Origin of the sequence: Ruminococcus sp. NK3A76 (genome assembly GCF_000686125.1) — a bacterium.
In the GTDB taxonomy this organism is placed as follows: Bacteria; Bacillota; Clostridia; order Oscillospirales; family Ruminococcaceae; genus NK3A76.
On record NZ_JMMA01000002.1, the window covers coordinates 3,308,589 to 3,326,870 of the forward strand.

The window sequence follows — 18,282 nt, forward strand, 5'->3', positions numbered from 1 at the left end:
GAAGCAGTCTTTTTTTTATGCCTTTATGCCTTTTTAACATCATTTCTGATAGACTGCTCCTTGAGCTCTCTGCCTTCTTTAAGCAGCTCGTGCAGCCTGTCTGAGTCACCGTCTCTTATCGCATCACGGTAATCGGTCAGCGCTTTGATAATGTGGTCTATCTCAAAAAGCAGCGGCTCACGGTTTAGCAGGAAAAGGGAAGTCCACATATCCTCGTTCAGCTTTGCAACACGGGTCAGGTCCTTGAAAGACCCTGCCGAGAAGCCTGCCTGCTTGAATAAGCTCGGGCTCTTGATGTATGCACTCGATACAACGTGTGCCAGCTGTGAGGTGAAGGCTATGACTTCGTCATGCTCTCTCGGAGTTGCCGTCACACAGCCTGCAAAGCCTATCTTAAGCGCAAACCCCTTGACCTTCTCGACTACCTCGGCAGGAGTTTTCTCTGTCGGGGTCATTATAAAGCTCGCCCTGTCAAAAAGATTGTCAAGAGCATACGCAAAGCCCCAGAACTCACGCCCTGCCATCGGGTGGCAGCCAAGGAAGGATACACCTGTGCCTTCAAGTGCCGTTTCCGCTGCTTCGACTACCGACTGCTTGATGCCGCAGGTGTCGATGACAATGCTGCCCTTTCTGAAATAGCCTTTGTTCTCGTTTATAAAATCGATGGTCGCCTGAGGGTAAAGCCCCAGTATCACCATGTCGCAGCAGCCAAGCTCCTTTGGGGTCAGCTCGCCGTCAATGGTCTCCTGTGCGAGTGCGCTCGCTATCGTCTCACGGTTTATGTCAAGACCGTATACTGTTTCGTCTGTGTTTTTCTTTATGGCCTTTGCAAGCGAGCCGCCTATCAGCCCGAGGCCTGCAACGCATATCTTCATTTTTTTAACTTACTCCCCGTATATCGTTTTTCTCAGTTCTTCTATGTTCTCATCAAAGTTTACGTCAATAACGCTCATCTGTCTAACGGTTATAAAGCTCCATGTGCCGTCAGCCGGTATGCGGTTCTGAACGACATCGTATTTGAGGTAAACAGGTGAGTCAACCACGAATGAGAACATCTCGCCCTGTGTCATGTTCGTTGCAAGCTGCGGCAGCAGTACATCGAGCAGGTCAGAAAGCTCGCTTAAGCTCAGCTTCTTCATCTTGTTTATGAGGTTCTGTAAAACAGTCCTCTGACGCTCGCTTCGTGCAAAGTCGGTGCCGAGATAACGTATCCTCGAATAAGCAAGAGCCTGCCTGCCGTCAAGCGTCTGTAACCCCGAATGTGTCACAAGATCGTCGTTGTCGGGATAACCCTTTAACTGGTTTATCAGCGGCATATTGCTGTTGAGGTAGGATATCTCCTCATCCTGAACGTCAATGTCAACGCCGCCGACAGTGTCTACAACATCGCAGAAGGAGTAGAAGTTTACTCTTACATATCTGTCTATCCTTACCTTGAAGTTGGATTCAAGGGTCTTTATCAGAAGGTCAGGGCCGCCGTATGCGTATGCGTGGTTGAGCCTTGTGTTCTCGATGTCGGGAATGTTGCAGTAAATGTCACGCAGGAAAGATGTCATTATCACCTGCTTGGTGTTCTTGTTTACCGATACGAGTATCATGCTGTCAGAGCGCCCACGCTCCTCCTTGCTTCTTGCGTCAGTGCCTATGAGAAGAATGTTTACGACATTGTCGTCGCTTATTATCTCGGTGGCATTCTTTGCAAGGTTCTCGTCTATCTTCTTGTCTGCCTTTTCAATTACCTCCGGCGGCGAGTCGGGCTCGCTCGTCAGGTCGTCGTCAACTATCGAATCGACTATCGGGAAAGCCTCCTTCGGGTCTTCGACCTCGACCTTGCCGATGTAGTGGAATATGATAGCCACAGCCGTAATGCAGGCAATGATTACTATTATAACTACTATCAGCAGAGCTATCAGCAGCTTTTTCTTTTTGGTCATCTTCTTTTTCTTTTTCTTTCTTATCGCTTGTTCAGCCATTTTATCGTCTCCTATACGTTAAGGTGATCCTGCACAAGGAACGTGCGGTGTTACCTTATATAACTTCAAGTATCCTGTCTGCTATCTCGTCCGGTGTGCCCTCGCCGCTTATTTTCACGGCACTGTTTGCCTTGTATTTCGGGTACCTGTCATCAAACCGTGCCTTTAGCTGCTCCTTAGTAGAGGAAGCCGCTATCGGGCGGTGCGGGTCATCACATATTCTATCATAGCACATTTCAAACGGCGTGTCAATAAAGATCACAAGACCGTTTTTGCTTGCTATGCAAACATTTATCCCGTCAAGCAGCGCTCCGCCGCCTGTGGCTATCACCGAGTAGCTGTGACTCAGCAGCTTCAAAGCCTCAGTTTCAAGCTGTCTGAAGTGCTTTTCACCGTATTTTTCAAATATCTCGGGAATGGTCATTCCTGCGGACTGCTCGATGTATTCGTCAAGGTCTATAAATGCCCTTCCTGTCTTCTCGGCAGCTATCCTGCCGACAGTAGTCTTTCCGCAGCCCATAAAGCCGCAGAGAAATATTGGTATCATTGGTTCTTCTCCTTTTGTATGATTTCAATGCATAGATGCGGTGTGCGAAGGGGTGTGGGCGACCGCAAAGCCCCCATATAGCCGCCGCAGACGGCTCGCCCGAATGGGGCTTGTCAGCTTGCGATCATCGGTGTAAGCCGACACCTCAACTCTTAACTCATTTGCGGCGACACGCTGCAAATGCTGACCTGACGGTCAGCAAAACTGCTCCTCCACGAGCCTTTCCATGTCAGAGATAAGCTGTGCTATGTCGGCATCATCGTAGCTGTCGCCGTCCCATATCTCGTGAGCGGAAACTGCCTGGTAAACAAGCATAGCCATTCCGCCCGAGGCTTTCTTTCCGAGAGCTTTGGCTTTCTTTATCAGTACAGTCTCACGGGGGTTGTAAATAACATCAAATACCGCACCGCTTGCCTCTATCACGCTGTCAGGCACAGGGCAGGCATCTGTTTTTGGAAACATTCCCACAGGTGTCGCATTCATCAAAAGCGTGTAGCTCCTGTCTGTCGGTATCTCAGTGTTGAGCACGATGTTTATGTCGGCGTCAGGCTTCATTGCCGATATCTCGGTCTTCACCTGCTCTGCAAGGGGCATATCGCTCTGTAAAACGGCTATCGTGAGCTTGGCTCCCTTGAGTGCAGCTTCAATAGCCATCATTCTGCCTACACCGCCGCAGCCTATCAGCAGCACATCGCCCGAAAAATCCACACCCATAGCCGCAACAGTTTTTAAAAAGCCGTCGCAGTCGGTGTTGTAGCCTGTGTGTACGCCGTCCTTGTTGTCAATGCAGTTTACCGAGTTGTAGCGCTTCGCCGAGTCAGCAAGCGTGTCACAGTAGGGGATAATGCCCATTTTGTGCGGTATGGTTATGTTAAAGCCGGTAAGTGCCATGAGTCTGTCTTTGTTTGCTTCAAGCTCGTCAGCTTTGAGCTCTATCACCTCGTAGGTGAACTCCCTGCCCTTAAGCTCGAAAAGGCGCTTGTGTATCGGGGGTGACATCGTGTGTTTAAGGCTCTCGCCTAAGAGTGCATAGTTGTGTGACATAGTGTGTCAGATCTCCTTTTTACATATAGTGTTTCCATGATAAAGCGGAATTCAGGTTATAATGTCTTTACCATATAACCGCAAGCAAATGGAAAAAAGTCGTATTTTTTTGTGCCAATATGAGTAAAGCCTTTATCCTCATACCATTTTCGTAATATCTTATTCTCTTCAACAATCCCGATATTGATTTTAACGCACCCAAGTTTTTCAGCTCGAATAAAAGCATCATCTAACAATGCGGTACCGATGTTTTTATGCCTATGATCCGGAAGAACGCTCAGATTGTTCAGCTCACATTGATTATCTTCCTGCAAAAGCAAGGAATAATACCCAACTATCATCTTGTTATCAAGATAGTATGCAACCATTATTCGGTGCTCGTTATCCAATTGGTAATTCAGTCTATCGTCCGATATGGCGAATGCTGTAAATCGAGGGGCGTTTTCAGAAGTGAATCCAAAGTCATCAGCAACAGTCATAAAGCTGTCTTTAATAACAGAAACACATTCTGATATATCACTTCTATCAATTTCCTTGATCATCTTATTCACCTACATATTCCGATTTGTCGATCGGGCTTTACACATCAAATTTTACTTCTCTCCCCGAGGGTGTATACTGCCGCAGCGTCACGCCTGCCATGCGGAACATCATCTCGCTTGCCTTTACCCCGTCCGTGCCTGCGTATTTGTTCTGCCAGTAAACGACCTCTTTTATGCCGCTCTGGATTATCGCCTTTGCGCACTCATTACACGGGAAAAGCGATACATATATCCTCGCATTCTTAAGGCTCACAGTCGGGCGGTTTAGTATGGCGTTGAGCTCTGCGTGCGCCACAAATGGGTACTTTGTATCTAAGAAAGCTCCCTCTCTTGCCCACGGCATGGCGTCATCATCACACCCTATCGGCATTCCGTTATAGCCGACAGACAGTATCTTGTTGTCCTCCGAGACGATGCACGCCCCTACCTGAGTGTTGGGGTCCTTGCTCCTCATAGCCGAGAGCAGCGACAGCCCCATAAAGTATTCGTCCCACGAAAGATAGTCCTGTCTTTTCATATTATTCCCCATTTCTCAGCCGAGGGCTTCAAGCGCCTTGGCAAGCGTTTCGGCGTTTTCTATGTTGAGGGCGTTCTTGCCCTTGAGTGTCTTTTTAACGAGTCCTGTCAGCACCTTGTTAGGCCCCAGCTCTATGAAGTTCTCATAGCCTGCCTTTTCCATCTCGGCAAGCTCTGATGTAAACTTAACAGGGCTTACTATGTGCTTGGCTAAAAGTGTTGGCATATCCGAGAAATCAGTCAGCTTTTCGCCCAGTACGTTTGAGTAGAACTCCACCGCCGGCTCGCTGAATGTAACGCCCTTTGCAGCTTCGATAAACTCATCAGCCGCACTCTGCATCAGCTTGCTGTGGAAAGCAGATGCCACGCCGAGCTTTATAGCACGCTTTTTCATTCCTGTGAATACTTCTGCTGCTCTCTCGCAGGCATCTGTCTCACCGGCTATGACTGTCTGTACAGTGGAATTGTAGTTTACAGGCACTACATAACCTTCCGTCTCCTCGCATACCTTCTCTACCTCAGCAGCATCAAGGCCGATTATCGCATACATAGCGCCGCTGTTTGCTTCTGCTGCCTTCTGCATTGCTGCTGCACGAGCCTTGATGAGCTTGAAGCCGTCATCTATCGTCACAACACCCGCAGCCACCATAGCCGCATACTCTCCGAGCGAGTGGCCTGCCACGCCGTCAAAGGCTATGCCCTTCTCCTTTGCCGCTTCAAATGCAGCCAAAGAGCAGGCCATGATAGCCGGCTGTGAGTTGAGCGTCTTGTTGAGCTCCTCCTCAGGGCCGTTGAAGGTTATGTCAGCTATGTCGTAGCCCAGCACTTCGGAAGCCTTGTCAAAGACTGCCTTTGCGCCCTCGCAGCTGTCATAAAGCTCCTTTGCCATGCCCACATACTGCGAGCCCTGCCCCGAGAAAAGAAAAATGTTTTTTGCCATGTTTGTAATACCTTCCTTTGTAATGTAATATTCCTTTTTGCAGATGTGTTACTGCGATATATAGGAATTGATCGATATAATAAGACCGACTATATTTATAAGCAGAGCTGCTATAGAAATACTATATATGATCTTCATTTCTTTTTTTCGTTCTTTCCTTTCGACTTCTGAAAAGCGTGAAAAACGAATTGTACTGCTAAATATAGTCAACAATACTGAAACGATCACAAGTGTTTCAGTAATAATATGATTCATTATTGTTGCTCCTCCGAAGCTGCGGATTTATTTTTTCACCCTGCGTACCGCCGCCTTGCCGCTCTTTGGCTTGTCAGCAGGCTTTCTGACAGCTTTTTTGCCCTCTGTCCCGGGCTTTGTCTCTGCCTTTTTCTTTGAGGCGGCCTTTGCTTTAGCCTTGGGTTTTTCCTTGGCCTTCTCCTCCGGCTTTTCCTCCTCAAACGGCGGAATGTTCAGCGAGTCGCAGTATTCCTTCAGCTGCGCTATCACGCTCTCGTATTCGAGTATGTCAACTATCCGCTCATCAGTCTGCAAAAGCTTGCCCTCTGACCATTCGCCGACCATTATTATGACCTGCTCCTCGTCTGTCACCGTGAACACCGCTATACCTGAATCATTTATCTCGTGAAACGGCACAAGGTATGAAAAGTCATTGTTCTTGTCAATGTCCTCCGGGAAAGTGAGCGCTGCTATCTTTTCAAATCTTGCCGTACCGTCGAGCTTGCATAGCCGCTTGTTGCGCTTAGGCTTTAAAAGCGGCGACTTGTCGTCAAGAAGCTCCGGCAGCTCGATGCTCAGCGTCGTCGTGCGCAGATCCTTCGGGTAAGCCTTCTTGTTCAGATAGAAAATCATCAGCCCGTTTATATACGGCGGATATTCCCAGTCGCCGACCCTGTCTATCAGAAAACCGAATTTGTACGGGTCTCCTATAACCATTGTTTTCACCTCTTATTGTAATGCATAATGCAAGATTAAGAATGCATAATTGTGGTATCCTGCTTCGCAGGACGGGATTTTTAAACCCCTCCACCACCGACCTGCGGTCGGCGGTCCCCCTCCCCTTAGCAGGGGAGGCTTTTTTGCGCTTTCCATAGCTTAAACTGTGGGGGAAGGACAATGCGAAGGGGCGTGGGGGCGACCGCAAAGCCCCCACATATGCGCCGTTAGGCGGCTTGCCCGAATGGGCATACGTTCTGCGTAAGCAGGACACCATAACTGTTCACTATTAATTAAACTAAAAGCCTCAGCTTCTCCCCCGTCACCCTCATCTTAACACGCCTTGCCTGTCCAAGCACCTCGCCGTCAGTGTGCGCCCATAGGGGGATGTCTGATATCATCTCGACCTCTTTGGCCTTGTGTGAGTAAATGCCCCTGAGTTTGAGATGCCTGCCCTTGTATGCAAGCGGCAGCATTCTTAAAAAGCCCAGCTTTGTGAGCCCCGTGCCGACTACGATATCAAGCAGCCCGTCATCGTATTTCGCATCAGGGCAGAATTTGAAGCCGCCGCCCTCGTGGCAGTGATTCATAGCAATGGCGCTCAGACACTTTCTGTATCTACACCCCTTGCCGTCGTAGCGTATCACTACATTTGCAGGCTTTGCGGTAAAGCATACCCTCACTGCGTGAACAAGATATATCAGCCGCCCGAGCCCTAAGCGGTTGAGTATCGGCTTTAGCGGTGACTTGTCTGCAAAAGAGCAGGTCGCCGCCCCGAAGCCTATGTCGCTGCTTATATTGAAGCGCCGTACCTTGCTGCTTCCGTCTTCACCGTAAAAGGTCAGCTCTCCCACATCAGCCGTGCGCTTTACCTCGCCGTCAAGCAGCCGCTTGATGAGAGCCTTTCTGCTTTTTGGCAGTCCCATGTCACGCTGCATATCATTGCCCGTGCCGCAGGGGATAAAGCCAAGGGCAGTGTTTTCAAAATCCTTTATGCCGTTGACTGTCTCGTTGAGCGTGCCGTCGCCGCCTATGACTATCAGGCGTGTGTATTCTCCCCTTGAGGTCAGCTCGCTCACAATGGCCTCGACACCCTTTTTCTCAGACGACTGGTGCAGCGTGTATTCGCAGCCCTGCCTGGTCAGCGTGTGTTCAAGCCTTTCCCATAGCATTATCGTCCTGCCCGATGCACCGGCAGGGTTTAATATTATATCAAAATGCATTTTTATCTCCTACCATTTGTCAGTTGGCGGCCTGTCAGCTGTATCTCGAGCTCAGCCCGTAGTATTCCTCCAGCGTCAGGCCGCTCTCGGTGAGTATCTTTGCAAGCTCCTTGCCTACATATCGGCAGTGCCAGCTCTCGTAGTTGTAGCCTGTCTTGCTCTCCTTGCCGTATGGGTAGCGGATAATGAAGCCGTATTTGTAGCAGTTGCCCGCTATCCACTGAGCCTCTCTCGTGCCGTTGAAGGCTGTGCCTGCGAAGTTCAGATCAAACGCCAGCCCCGACTGGTGCTCGCTGTGCCCCGGCCTTGCGGAATACTGGTCTGCCGACCACTGGCTGCCGTCACGGTTGACGTAGCTCCAGTAAAGCGAGCTCTGCACCGCATAAGAGCGGAAGCCCGATGTTATCCAGAGCGATATGCCGTCATTTGCAGCGCCCCTCTGCATCTCGTAGAATGCATCGAGCGTCGTCTGCGTCAGCCCGTTGCCGTAATCGCTCGGCAGGCTGTAGGTCTTGTTGACAATCTGTATGCCGTCAACGTATGTAACGCCGTTTTCCTTGTAAAGATATGGGAAGGCGCTCGCATGAGCCTTCTCGCTGTAGACCTTTTTGCCGTTAGCATCAAGCCTGTATGCCTTTACGCAGAAGGAATAGTTCTTGTTCCTCGGCTCTTTGAGCTGGCAGGAGGTGTTCGTAGTCTCCTTCCTGCGCTCCCACTTGCCGTCCTTGCTCCTCTTTATCCATACGACGTATCCGTCAGCCCCCTCAACGGCTTTCCAGCTGAGCTTTGTCTTTGTGCTTGTCGTGCTCACCCTGAAATCCACCGTTCCCGGCGCTTTTACAGCAGCCGGAGGGTTCTCCTTTTTCTTGGTGGCAGTCGTGGTGGTCGTAGTCTCTTTTGGCGCCTCTGTCACAGCAGCAGTCGTCTTCTTCGGAGCCTTTGTCGTCTGCTCGGCAGCGGCCGTTGTGGTCGTGGCCTTGGCGGTCGTCATGGCAGATGTTGTTGTGGTGGCCTTTGCAGTCGTCGTCGCCGCAGTCGTTGTCACCGCCGCCGTGGTCGTGGTAGTAGTCACCGGCGGAGCAGTCGCGGTGGTGGTAGTGACCTCCTGCGTCGTGGTCGTCTCCTGAGTGGTGGTCGATGCCTGCGTGGCAGTGGTCTTCTTTGTCTTCTTTGAAGTCGTCGTGGCCTTTGCAGTCGTCGTGGTAGTCTCAGTCTCTGTCTCAGTCTCGGTCTCGCTCTCTGTCGCCTGCCCGGCGGTCGTTTCTTCCGGCTGCTCTGTCTGCGTTTCGCTTGCTTGTTCAGTTACGGCAGATGTCTGCCCGGCAGTCGTCACCTTGCCCTGCGAGCTGTCCGTCTCACCGCATGAGGTCAGCAGCGCACATACGCACAGCAAAAGTATAGCAGTTTGCTTTTTCATCTTTTTCTTTACTTTCTGTCTTTCAGCTCGGCTTTCAGTCTTTCGGTAACTGTCTCCAGAACTTTGAGCCTTGCGTATTTCTTGTCATTTCCCTCGACTATCGTCCAGGGTGCAGCCTCGGTCGAGGTCTTCTGTATCATCTCGTCAATCGCCGCCTCGTACTGGTCCCACTTCTCACGGTTGCGCCAGTCCTCGTCGGTTATCTTCCAGCGCTTTTCGGGGGTGTTCATTCTGTCGGTAAAGCGCCTCAGCTGCTCGTCCTTGTCTATCTGCATCCAGAATTTGAGTATCACGACACCGCACTCTGAAAGCTCACGCTCAAACTCGTTTATCTCCTTGTATGCCATGGCGCAGCGCTCTACAGGGGTAAAGCCCTCTAACCGCTCGACCATTACACGCCCGTACCAAGTGCGGTCAAATATCGTTATGTGCCCGTCCTTCGGCAGCCTTGTCCAGAAGCGCCATAGGTAGTGCCTGCACTTTTCCGCAGCCGACGGTGCCGCTATCGGCACAGCCTCGTAGCCTCTCGGGTCGAGCGCCGAGCCGACACGCTTTATAGCGCCGCCCTTTCCTGCTGCGTCCCACCCCTCAAAGGCTATGATAACGGGTATCTTTTTCTTGTATAGCTTGCCGTGTATCTTTGCAAGCTCCTTCTGCAGCTCTTTGAGTTTAGCGCTGTAATCCTCAGGCGCTGTCTCCTTGTCAGTCAGCACTACCTCCGAGAGCCTGGGTGTCTTTTTCATGTCAAAGAGCTTTGCAACGTCTTCCTCAGGCGGATAAACGCTCTCCTTGTCAAGCGCCTGCGATAGCCTTGTCGTCACCAGCTCAAACAGCGCATACCTTGCATACTGCTTGTCTGTCGCATCTATCACTGCCCACGGAGCGTTGTCGGTGTTGGTCTTGCCAAGCATATCCTCAAAGGCCTTGTAGTAGTCGTCGTAGTGCTTGTTCTGCTTTAAGTCCTTCTGTGTCACACGCCAGCTCGTCGAGCCGCTTTCCTGCAGCTTCTCGTAGCGCTTTTTCTGCTCGTTCTTTGATATGTGCAAAAATATCTTTATTATCACATATCCGTCGTCAGTCAGCTGCCGCTCAAAGACCTTTACCGAGCGTGTCCTTCTATCATATTCCTTGTCGGATATCCCTTCCTCTATCCTTGCTGCTGCAAGCTCTCTGTACCAGCTCCTGTCCATGACAGCGAGCTTGCCGTATTCGGGAATGCTCTCAAAATACCGCTTCATTCTCGGATAGCGCTTTTCTGCCTCAGTCGCCTCAACGGTGGAGACTACCCTGAAAAATCTCGGGTCGAGCAGCTTTATCGTGTCAGCGATGAGCGTGCCCTTGCCCGATGCGCCCCACCCCTCGAAAACTATCATCGCAGGCAGGCTCTTTTCCTTCATTTTAAGCTGTAATGTACACAGCTGCTCTCTGAGCTCCTTTGCTCTCTCCTTGTAGTCGATGCCTTTCTCAGCGTGCATGGCGTTCTTTAACATGGGTATTCCTCCTTTTTATCAGTCGTTGATCTTTCATTCGTTTGTGATAATGCCTGCTCTTGATGTGCCTGCGTTTATCTTGGACAATACCGCACAACCACCGGCGGATACCTTTGTGTGCCATCTACTTGCGCATCTGACACACAATGGTCGTGCGGTATTGCCCTTGAAATCCGCCCCAAACATTCTCTCGCAGTCAGAAAGCGGCATTTGACCGCTTCACCAGCCCGGCCTCTTTAGTTATCTTTGCCCTCTGGCAGCGCTCTGTTATCCATTCATATGCCCCGGCCGGCAGGTCAGCCTTCATCATGCAGAAGCTCCGGTCGTCCTTGTCTATAAGGGCTAAGAATATGTCGTTTGTGTATATCTTGCAGACGGCGGAGTAGGGTATCACCTCGATGCCCTTTGCAAGCATCGGCCACCGCCTCATACGGTCGTGATAGGTGAACTCTCCCTCATAAAAGGATATCTCGCATATCCTGCCCCAGTCCTCACCGTATTTGCGGCCTATGTGCCTGAAAAACGCCGCACTTTTGAGATATGACTTAAGCCCCAGCGCCGCAGCGACCCCGAGCGGCACGCAGGCGTATATCGCCGTCATGTAGGCATCGTTCTCGTTCGCCCACCTTGTCGAGCCGAAAAACGCATATGTCATTATTGCCGCACCCACCGCCGAAAACAGTAATATCGGCAGCACCCTTTTTCTGCGGAACTTTGCATATGCGCTCAGAAAGACTTCGGCATCAACAGCCGATACCACACTTGCATACGGCTGCTCGCTGCACGATGAAAGGAAGTCCTTTTCCTCGCCTATGGTGTATCTTGTGTTGAAATAGAAAGCCCTCTCACGCTCCGGCATCGTCATGCTCCTCTTTTTGCTGCGGCGTTATAGCACCTTTTCTAAAAACGCCTTGTATATCCCGGCCATTTTGTCGGGTGTTTTCGTGTACATCATGTGCCCTTCGTTTTGCAGATGTATCTCAGCGCCGCACTGTGCAGCATAGTCCTTTGCGGCCTGCTGCCACGAGAGCGCCTTTACAGGCACTTTCATGTTGCTCACTATCAGACACGCAGGGCAGCTGAGCACCCCTGTGCTCTCTGCTTTCAAAGCATTCTCCTCTGCGAGAATGGATTCCTCAAACACAGCCTCGCTCGCAATGTTTTTGTAGTAGACCTCCTCGTAGGTCTGCTTTTCCTCGGCAGTCAGCTCATCGCCTGTCATCAGCCCCGATGCATTCACCGTCTTGTTTCTAAGCAGCTTATCAAGCAGCCCACGCTTTGCTATTTTCTGCATCAGCGCTTTTGACTTTGCTGCCATTGCACGCTTTTTCTCGTCAGGTATCTCTTTTGCCTGCGCTTTCATCATGTTCGGCAGCCCCATGTCTATCCCCAGCACGGCCTTTACTTCATCAGGGTAGGTGTTTGCCCACCATATCGCCTCAAACCCCGAGTAGGAATGCGGCGCAAGTATGTAAGGCGGCTCTATCCCCAAAGCCTTTAGCGCCGCCCTGCTCTCGTTGACAAGGTTCTCGACCGTTCTCTTTGTCTTTGCCGCTCCGCTCAGGCCGTAGCCGGCTTTTTCTACAACGGCTATCCTGTATTCTCCCAAAAAGCCTTCTGTACAGCGGCTTGTATTCAAGCCCCGGACACCCGACGCCCGAGCCTGCCATGAATACTATCACAGCCTTGCCCTGCCCCTCGGTGTATATGTTTATCTCAGTCTCTCCTGCCTTGGCAGATGTTCCGTATCTTTTCATGTCTTCTCTCTTTTCAGGCAGGCTTTTTTCAGCGTCAGAACGCCGGTAAAAGCCGCTTGCCAATGTTTGCCAAACCTCAATCTTTGCCCCAAATCAAGGGTGTTCGTCATATTTATCTAAAAAACCTCCTCTTTGTCATTCCAAAGCTGTTTTTTAAGAGGATAATTTCATTATGTTCATAAATTTTACTTGACGAAATCAATTTTTGCGGTTATAATAGTAATGTTATGATGCCAGGAATGCCCGATATCGTTAAATCATATTACAATATGCGGTCAGGCAAGCCCTGCAGATACATTATAACACATTATAATTATAATTACAAGAATATTTTAATAAAGGTATTGGAGGAAACAGAAAGTGCCGACAAACAACACTTACGGAATACATATCAAGGGCATTGGCAGCTATGTGCCTGAGCTTATAGCCGATAACGAGATGTTCTCAAAGATAGTTGATACATCTGATGAATGGATAACCCAGCGTACAGGCATCAAGACACGCCATATAACAAACGGCGAGCCTAACTACTTCCTCGGCGCTGAGGCTGCAAAGAAGGCTGTAGCTGATGCGGGCATAAAGGCAGAGGATATCGACCTTATAATAGTTTCTACCTGTACGCCCGATTTCTATACCCCCTCCGAGGCAGCCCTTATCCAGCGTGAGATAGGCGCGATAGGCTCTATGGCGATAGATATCAACTGCGCCTGCACAGGCTTTGACTACGGCCTTGATATGGCAAAGCGCTACCTCCAGAGCGAGGACGGCGTAGATACCGTGCTTTTGGTCGCTACTGAGGAGCTTTCAAAGTTTGTTGACTATACCGACCGTTCGAGCTGTATCCTTTTCGGCGACGGTGCTGCTGCATTCGTGCTTGAAAGAAATAAGGATACCCTCTGGTCGTCCTACCTCGGAGCAGACGGGTCAGGTGCAAAATTCCTCGTTTCCCGTGCTCTTAAGAGCGAGAACGTCTTCCGTACCAATAAGGAAGATTTCGATATGGCAATGCCGCAGACAAAGGATCATTTCTTTGCTCAGGACGGTAAGGAGGTCTATAAGTTCGCTACCCGTGCGCTCCCCGATGCAGTGCTCCACGCCTGCGAAAAGGCCGGCATGACCCCTGACGAGCTTGACTGTATAGTTCCTCACCAGGCAAATGTAAGAATTATAGAGACCGCCGCTAAGAACCTCGGCGTGTCTATGGATAAAATGGTAGTTTATATCGACCGCTACGGCAATACCTCCTCGGCATCTATCCCGATTGCATTCTGCGACGCAGTGGCCGAGGGCAGGATAAAGCGTGGCGATAAGGTCTGCTTTGTCGGCTTCGGCGGCGGCCTTACCTTCGCAGCGGTTATATTTGAATACTGATATGGATATAAAGTATTTCCCCGACAGGCAGAGCACAGAGCAGCTGCTTTTGGCAAATGAGCCTGTGCTGGTGCTGGTGTCCTTTGACGGAAAAGACGTGATAGTGGGCGATATCGACAGATATTTGGAGCACCATATACTCCTTGCCGAGGCAGGACACGACAGCAGAGATACTGATAAATACTTCCGCCTTGTCGCCGACGGCGAGGGCGCTGACTGGACGTTTGTCTGCCCGCCCGACTATAAGGGCATAGACGATAAGCAGCGCCGTATCGAGTGCTTCTATAAAGACGGGCTTTCCGTGTGTGCCGATGCTCTCAGGGCGATAGGCATAGAAGGCGAGATACAGATCTCTGAACGCTATAAACGTCACTTCGACTTTATGAACGACCAGACATCGGGTAAATGATATGGCATCACGAGTTATACACCTGGCAGTTGCTCACGAACTTGTAAAAAGGCTCGGTATAGATGATACAGAGCGCTTTTATTTCGGGCACGTCCTGCCTGATATGATCCTCGGCGAGTATGAATACCGCCTTAAGACAAAGAAAGCCACCCACTTTTATACGCTCCTGCCAAACGGCCGCAAGACCTATGATTTTTTGCGGTTTTATGATGAGTATAGGGATAAGCTCGGCGATATGCTCTATCTCGGCTACTATGTCCATCTGATAGAGGATAATATCTTCCGCCAGTACCTTTACTATAAGGTCGGCCTGCTCTACAGGCGTGGGCAGAAAGAGCTGCTCGATGAGCTTTATGCCGATTATCACCTGCTGAATCCGCTCCTCAGAGAGCGATATGATATCACCCTGCCGGCAGTGCCGGAGGGTATTGAGAGCGAGCCTGTGTTTAAACGCTTTGAGTTTATGATGAGCGACTGGCTTGATGATATGAAAAGCGACCTCACGGAACACCCTGACGGCGAGCTTCTGCACTTTACAAAAGAGCTTATATTTGAGTTTATAGACGAGTGCGCAGATGTCATAACCAAAGAGGTCAAAGCACTTGGCAGGGGAGAGCACTTCCTCACATTAGATGATTATTCGATAGAGAACTATAACTCTACTAAAGATAATAAAGGAGAATAAGAGCATGAATATCCAGACAACACGAGTAACAGAGCTTTTAGGCATCAAGTACCCGATAATCCAGGGCGGTATGGCATGGATAGCAGAGCATACGCTCGCATCTGCCGTGTCAAATGCAGGCGGCCTCGGCCTTATAGCAGGCGGCAGCGCACCGATAGACTATCTCCGTGAGCAGATAAGGCTCACAAAGGCAGCAGTCGGCGATAAGCCCTTCGGCGTGAATATAATGCTCATGTCACCCAATGCAGAAGACCTCGCACAGCTCGTTATCGACGAGGGCGTTCCGGTAGTCACAACAGGTGCAGGCAACCCCGGCAAGTTCATGGCTGCATGGAAGGAAGCAGGCATCAAGGTGATACCCGTTATCCCCTCAGTAGCTCTTGCAAAGAGAATGGAGCGTGCAGGCGCAGACGCTGTAGTTGCAGAGGGCACAGAGAGCGGCGGCCATATCGGCGAGAATACCACAATGTGCCTTGTTCCGCAGGTCGTAGATGCTCTTGAGATACCCGTTATCGCAGCAGGCGGTATAGCAGACGGCAGAGGTATAGCCGCTGCATTCATGCTCGGCGCAGAGGGCGTTCAGCTCGGCACAAGGTTCTTGGCAGCCGATGAATGCCAGATACACCCCACATATAAAGAGCTCGTAGTAGGTGCAAAAGACACCGACAGTATAGTAACAGGCAGAACGACAGGCCACCCCTGCCGCAATGTCAAGACAAAGTTCTCAAAGCGCCTCGCAAGCGGTGAAATGAACGGCACTCTTACCCCCGATGAGTTTGAAAAGATAACCCTCGGGTCTTTAAGAAAGGCTGTTCAGGACGGCAATCTGGAGGAGGGCTCCTTCCTTTGCGGCGCTATAGCAGGCCTTGTTAAAAAGACCGAGCCTGCTAAGGATATGATAGAGGAAATGTTCACTCAGGCTCAGGAGATTCTCGCTAAGTGAGCGAGCAGCCTGCTGCAAAAAAGCGCATACGCCTGACCAAAGTGCATATCATCGCCCTTGCGGTGATAGCTATGCTGAGTGCATTGTGGTATGTGCTTCTGGGCGACTTAAAGCTGCTTTTGGTTTCGACTATACTTTTCTGCTTGTGGGGCTTTTCAAAGAAGTCGGGCAGGAATGTTATCCTGCTGATACTTGCAACGGCTATGACACTGTGGCTCGGTCTCGGCATAGCGCCCCTTTCGGTAAGCTCTCAGACCCTTTGGAAATATCCCTTTCAGAGGGCATACATAGGGCTTTATCAAAACATAGCGGAGCCCGATTGGTTCCCGGATTTTGCAGGTGATGTAAAGGGCGGCTATGAATTTGACTATATGGCATCTATGCTGCAGGGCACAGGCCATTACAGCGTGTATTTTGAGACTGACGGGGAGACTGTCAAGCGCTATGTGCAAGACTTCTCAAAGCAGGCGAAATACAGCTTTACCTTTGCAGAATATGCCGCTTCCAAAAGAACGTCAGACGCTCCGGCAGGCACAAAGCAAGAGCAAAAAAACAGCATCGGCGATATATCAATGTATGTCGGCTCAAGATATGACGGCTGCTCATCGGCTGATGTTCAGGTATATGTGCTCGAAACGAACTTTGACTTCAACCACCCCCATACCTCGGCGGTGATGATAGATAAAAATAACAACACAGTGTTTCTTTCACGGCTCGGATAATTATAAAGGAGAAGACTTATGAAAAAACTCAGCATTATCACAGCATCCGTCCTTGCGGCGGCAGCAGTTCTCACAGGCTGTAACGATTCATCATCAAGTGTTACGAGCGTTGACAGCAGCGCTGAGATAAAGCTCGACACAGGCTCTGCCGCAGACAGCAGCAGCGAGGAGGAAACAGCTCCTACATATAAGAGCATAAAGCTCATGACCTGCGGCGACTCGATAACCGACGGCTTTTGGCTAGAGGGCGGCTACAGGAAGTTCCTCTGCGACAAGCTGGAGGAGAACGGGCTCTCGCAGTATGTTGACTTCGTGGGCAGCAAAAAGGGCGGCGAGTGCTATGATAACGAGCACGAGGGCTACACAGGCTGGTCGATAGACAGGATAGAGGAGTCGATAACAGGCTCACGCATGGGCGTTTCAAACATTCTGCCAAAGAGGATAGAGAAGTTCCAGCCTGATGTGGTAACGCTTATGATAGGCACGAACGATATTCTCTCAAACTATGAGCTCGACACGGCGGGCGACAGGCTCTCGGCACTCATAGATGCTATGCTTGAAAAAATGCCCGAGGGCTCGGTGCTTTTCCTTGCCACCCTGCCTGATATGGACGCCACGAACAACACATATATCGACAAGGACACCTTCACGGTAGAGTATATGGATAAATGCATATCCGATTACAACTACATGGTAAAGGGACTTGTTGACAAGAAAAAGCAGGAGGGCAAGAACATAAGGCTCGCAGACGTGAGCACAGTTTTGGTCAAGTCAGACCTCTACGACGGCGTTCACCCGAGCGAGGAGGGCTATAAGAAGCTCGCCGATTTCTGGTATGATACTATCACAGCATATATGGCTGAATAACAGACTATTCGACAAAAAGAAAAAACGGAGGAAAAAATCATGGCAACAGCACTTATAACAGGCTCGGCAAGAGGTATCGGTGCGGCAATAGCACTCAGACTTGCCAAGGACGGCTACGACATCGCTCTTAACGACATCAGCGAAAAGAGCTTTGAGGATAACGACATCGTTGAAAAGATAAAGGCAACAGGTGTCGAGTGCGAGGTCTTCATCTGCGACGTATCCAACTTTGAGCAGGTGGAAAAGACAGTCAAGGACGTAAAGGAGCGCTTCGGCAGCATCGACGTGCTGGTAAACAACGCCGGCATCACCCGTGACGGCCTTCTTGCAAGAATGAGCGAGGAGCAGTACGACACAGTCATCGCTGTAAACCAGAAGAGCGTGTTCAATATGTGCCGTTTCGCAGGCGCTGTTATGATGCGTCAGAAGTCGGGCAGGATAATCAATCTTGCATCAGTTGCAGGCCTTTACGGCAACCCCGGCCAGATGAACTATTCAGCAACAAAGGCTGCTATCATCGGCATGACAAAGACAGTAGCCAAGGAGCTCGGCTCCCGTGGGATAACCTGCAACGCAGTTGCCCCCGGCTTTATAAAGACCCCCATGACCGACAAGCTCACAGATGAGCAGAAGGCTGCTATGCTTAACCAGATAGCTATGAAGCGCTTTGGTGAGGTAGACGATATAGCAGGTGTTGTTTCCTTCCTTGCATCCAAGGATGCAGCTTATGTGACCGGCCAGGTCATCGAGATATCCGGCGGAATAATGATGTAGTCGCTTAATGCCTTCGGCATCAAGCACTAAGTTTCGTTTCGGCTTTGAAAAGCCGATCTCGCAAAGCGAGACCACGGAACCTGCCGCAGCAGACAAAGGGCACCTGCGGCA

At 50.4% G+C, this 18,282-nt stretch carries 21 protein-coding genes; 7 read left to right on the forward strand and 14 right to left on the reverse strand.

Annotated features, from left to right (window positions below; genetic code table 11):
• Positions 1–23: 23 nt before the first annotated feature.
• The 14 genes from CD05_RS0115395 to CD05_RS19060 all read right to left on the reverse strand — a co-directional run bounded on the left by CD05_RS0115395 (position 24) and on the right by CD05_RS19060 (position 12,282).
• Positions 24–875, reverse strand: a complete 852-nt coding sequence (locus CD05_RS0115395; RefSeq protein ID WP_028511232.1) for a prephenate dehydrogenase — start codon at positions 873–875, stop codon at positions 24–26.
• 9 nt (positions 876–884) lie between these two features.
• On the reverse strand, positions 885–1,973 hold the full coding sequence (locus CD05_RS20120; RefSeq protein ID WP_051589071.1) for an LCP family protein: 1,089 nt from the start codon (positions 1,971–1,973) through the stop codon (positions 885–887).
• A gap of 55 nt (positions 1,974–2,028) precedes the next feature.
• Entirely contained in the window at positions 2,029–2,520 is a 492-nt protein-coding gene (locus CD05_RS0115405; RefSeq protein WP_028511233.1) for a shikimate kinase, read from the reverse strand.
• A 195-nt stretch (positions 2,521–2,715) separates the two neighbouring features.
• Complete coding sequence (locus CD05_RS0115410; RefSeq protein ID WP_028511234.1) at positions 2,716–3,564, reverse strand: shikimate dehydrogenase; 849 nt, start codon at positions 3,562–3,564, stop codon at positions 2,716–2,718.
• A gap of 56 nt (positions 3,565–3,620) precedes the next feature.
• On the reverse strand, positions 3,621–4,106 hold the full coding sequence (locus tag CD05_RS0115415) for a GNAT family N-acetyltransferase (protein ID WP_028511235.1): 486 nt from the start codon (positions 4,104–4,106) through the stop codon (positions 3,621–3,623).
• Between the two features lie 37 nt (positions 4,107–4,143).
• The gene (locus CD05_RS0115420) at positions 4,144–4,623 is read right to left on the reverse strand and encodes a dCMP deaminase family protein (protein ID WP_028511236.1); all 480 of its coding nucleotides are present in this window, start codon (positions 4,621–4,623) and stop codon (positions 4,144–4,146) included.
• A gap of 15 nt (positions 4,624–4,638) precedes the next feature.
• A complete protein-coding gene (fabD, locus tag CD05_RS0115425) occupies positions 4,639–5,562 on the reverse strand; it encodes an ACP S-malonyltransferase (protein ID WP_028511237.1) in 924 nt (307 codons plus the stop codon).
• A 282-nt stretch (positions 5,563–5,844) separates the two neighbouring features.
• A complete protein-coding gene (locus CD05_RS0115435) occupies positions 5,845–6,513 on the reverse strand; it encodes an immunity 42 family protein (RefSeq protein WP_028511238.1) in 669 nt (222 codons plus the stop codon).
• Positions 6,514–6,806: 293 nt separating this feature from the next.
• The gene (locus CD05_RS0115440) at positions 6,807–7,736 is read right to left on the reverse strand and encodes a diacylglycerol kinase family protein (protein WP_028511239.1); all 930 of its coding nucleotides are present in this window, start codon (positions 7,734–7,736) and stop codon (positions 6,807–6,809) included.
• Between the two features lie 34 nt (positions 7,737–7,770).
• Entirely contained in the window at positions 7,771–9,153 is a 1,383-nt protein-coding gene (locus tag CD05_RS20410) for a D-alanyl-D-alanine carboxypeptidase family protein (RefSeq protein WP_242841278.1), read from the reverse strand.
• Positions 9,154–9,161: 8 nt separating this feature from the next.
• Positions 9,162–10,643, reverse strand: coding sequence for a polyphosphate:AMP phosphotransferase (gene pap / locus CD05_RS0115450; RefSeq protein WP_028511240.1), 1,482 nt, complete (start codon positions 10,641–10,643; stop codon positions 9,162–9,164).
• A 33-nt stretch (positions 10,644–10,676) separates the two neighbouring features.
• A complete protein-coding gene (locus tag CD05_RS20735) occupies positions 10,677–10,853 on the reverse strand; it encodes a hypothetical protein (protein ID WP_156947518.1) in 177 nt (58 codons plus the stop codon).
• Positions 10,840–11,502: a hypothetical protein gene (locus CD05_RS0115455; protein ID WP_028511241.1), complete on the reverse strand. Its 663-nt coding sequence runs from the start codon at positions 11,500–11,502 to the stop codon at positions 10,840–10,842. The genes CD05_RS20735 and CD05_RS0115455 overlap by 14 nt, the downstream gene beginning before the upstream one ends.
• 27 nt (positions 11,503–11,529) lie before the next feature.
• Positions 11,530–12,282 carry an alpha/beta hydrolase gene (locus CD05_RS19060; RefSeq protein ID WP_242841279.1) on the reverse strand — a complete coding sequence of 251 codons (753 nt, stop codon included), beginning with the start codon at positions 12,280–12,282 and terminating at the stop codon, positions 11,530–11,532.
• A 478-nt stretch (positions 12,283–12,760) separates the two neighbouring features.
• On the opposite strand from CD05_RS19060, the gene CD05_RS0115465 reads away from it, so the two are divergent.
• Genes CD05_RS0115465 through fabG form a run of 7 tightly spaced genes read left to right on the forward strand, consistent with a single transcriptional unit; the run spans position 12,761 to position 18,171 of the window.
• A complete protein-coding gene (locus tag CD05_RS0115465; RefSeq protein WP_028511242.1) occupies positions 12,761–13,771 on the forward strand; it encodes a beta-ketoacyl-ACP synthase III in 1,011 nt (336 codons plus the stop codon).
• Position 13,772: 1 nt separating this feature from the next.
• Positions 13,773–14,180, forward strand: coding sequence for a hypothetical protein (locus CD05_RS0115470; RefSeq protein WP_028511243.1), 408 nt, complete (start codon positions 13,773–13,775; stop codon positions 14,178–14,180).
• A 1-nt stretch (position 14,181) separates the two neighbouring features.
• Entirely contained in the window at positions 14,182–14,865 is a 684-nt protein-coding gene (locus CD05_RS0115475; protein WP_028511244.1) for a hypothetical protein, read from the forward strand.
• A 4-nt stretch (positions 14,866–14,869) separates the two neighbouring features.
• Positions 14,870–15,808 (forward strand): enoyl-[acyl-carrier-protein] reductase FabK, encoded by a 939-nt coding sequence (gene fabK, locus CD05_RS0115480; RefSeq protein ID WP_028511245.1) that lies wholly within the window; start codon positions 14,870–14,872, stop codon positions 15,806–15,808.
• Positions 15,805–16,530 (forward strand): hypothetical protein, encoded by a 726-nt coding sequence (locus CD05_RS0115485; protein ID WP_028511246.1) that lies wholly within the window; start codon positions 15,805–15,807, stop codon positions 16,528–16,530. Before fabK ends, CD05_RS0115485 begins: the two co-directional genes overlap by 4 nt.
• An 18-nt stretch (positions 16,531–16,548) precedes the next feature.
• Positions 16,549–17,397 carry an SGNH/GDSL hydrolase family protein gene (locus CD05_RS0115490; protein WP_028511247.1) on the forward strand — a complete coding sequence of 283 codons (849 nt, stop codon included), beginning with the start codon at positions 16,549–16,551 and terminating at the stop codon, positions 17,395–17,397.
• A 39-nt stretch (positions 17,398–17,436) separates the two neighbouring features.
• A complete protein-coding gene (fabG, locus tag CD05_RS0115495) occupies positions 17,437–18,171 on the forward strand; it encodes a 3-oxoacyl-[acyl-carrier-protein] reductase (RefSeq protein WP_028511248.1) in 735 nt (244 codons plus the stop codon).
• Positions 18,172–18,282 lie beyond the last annotated feature (111 nt).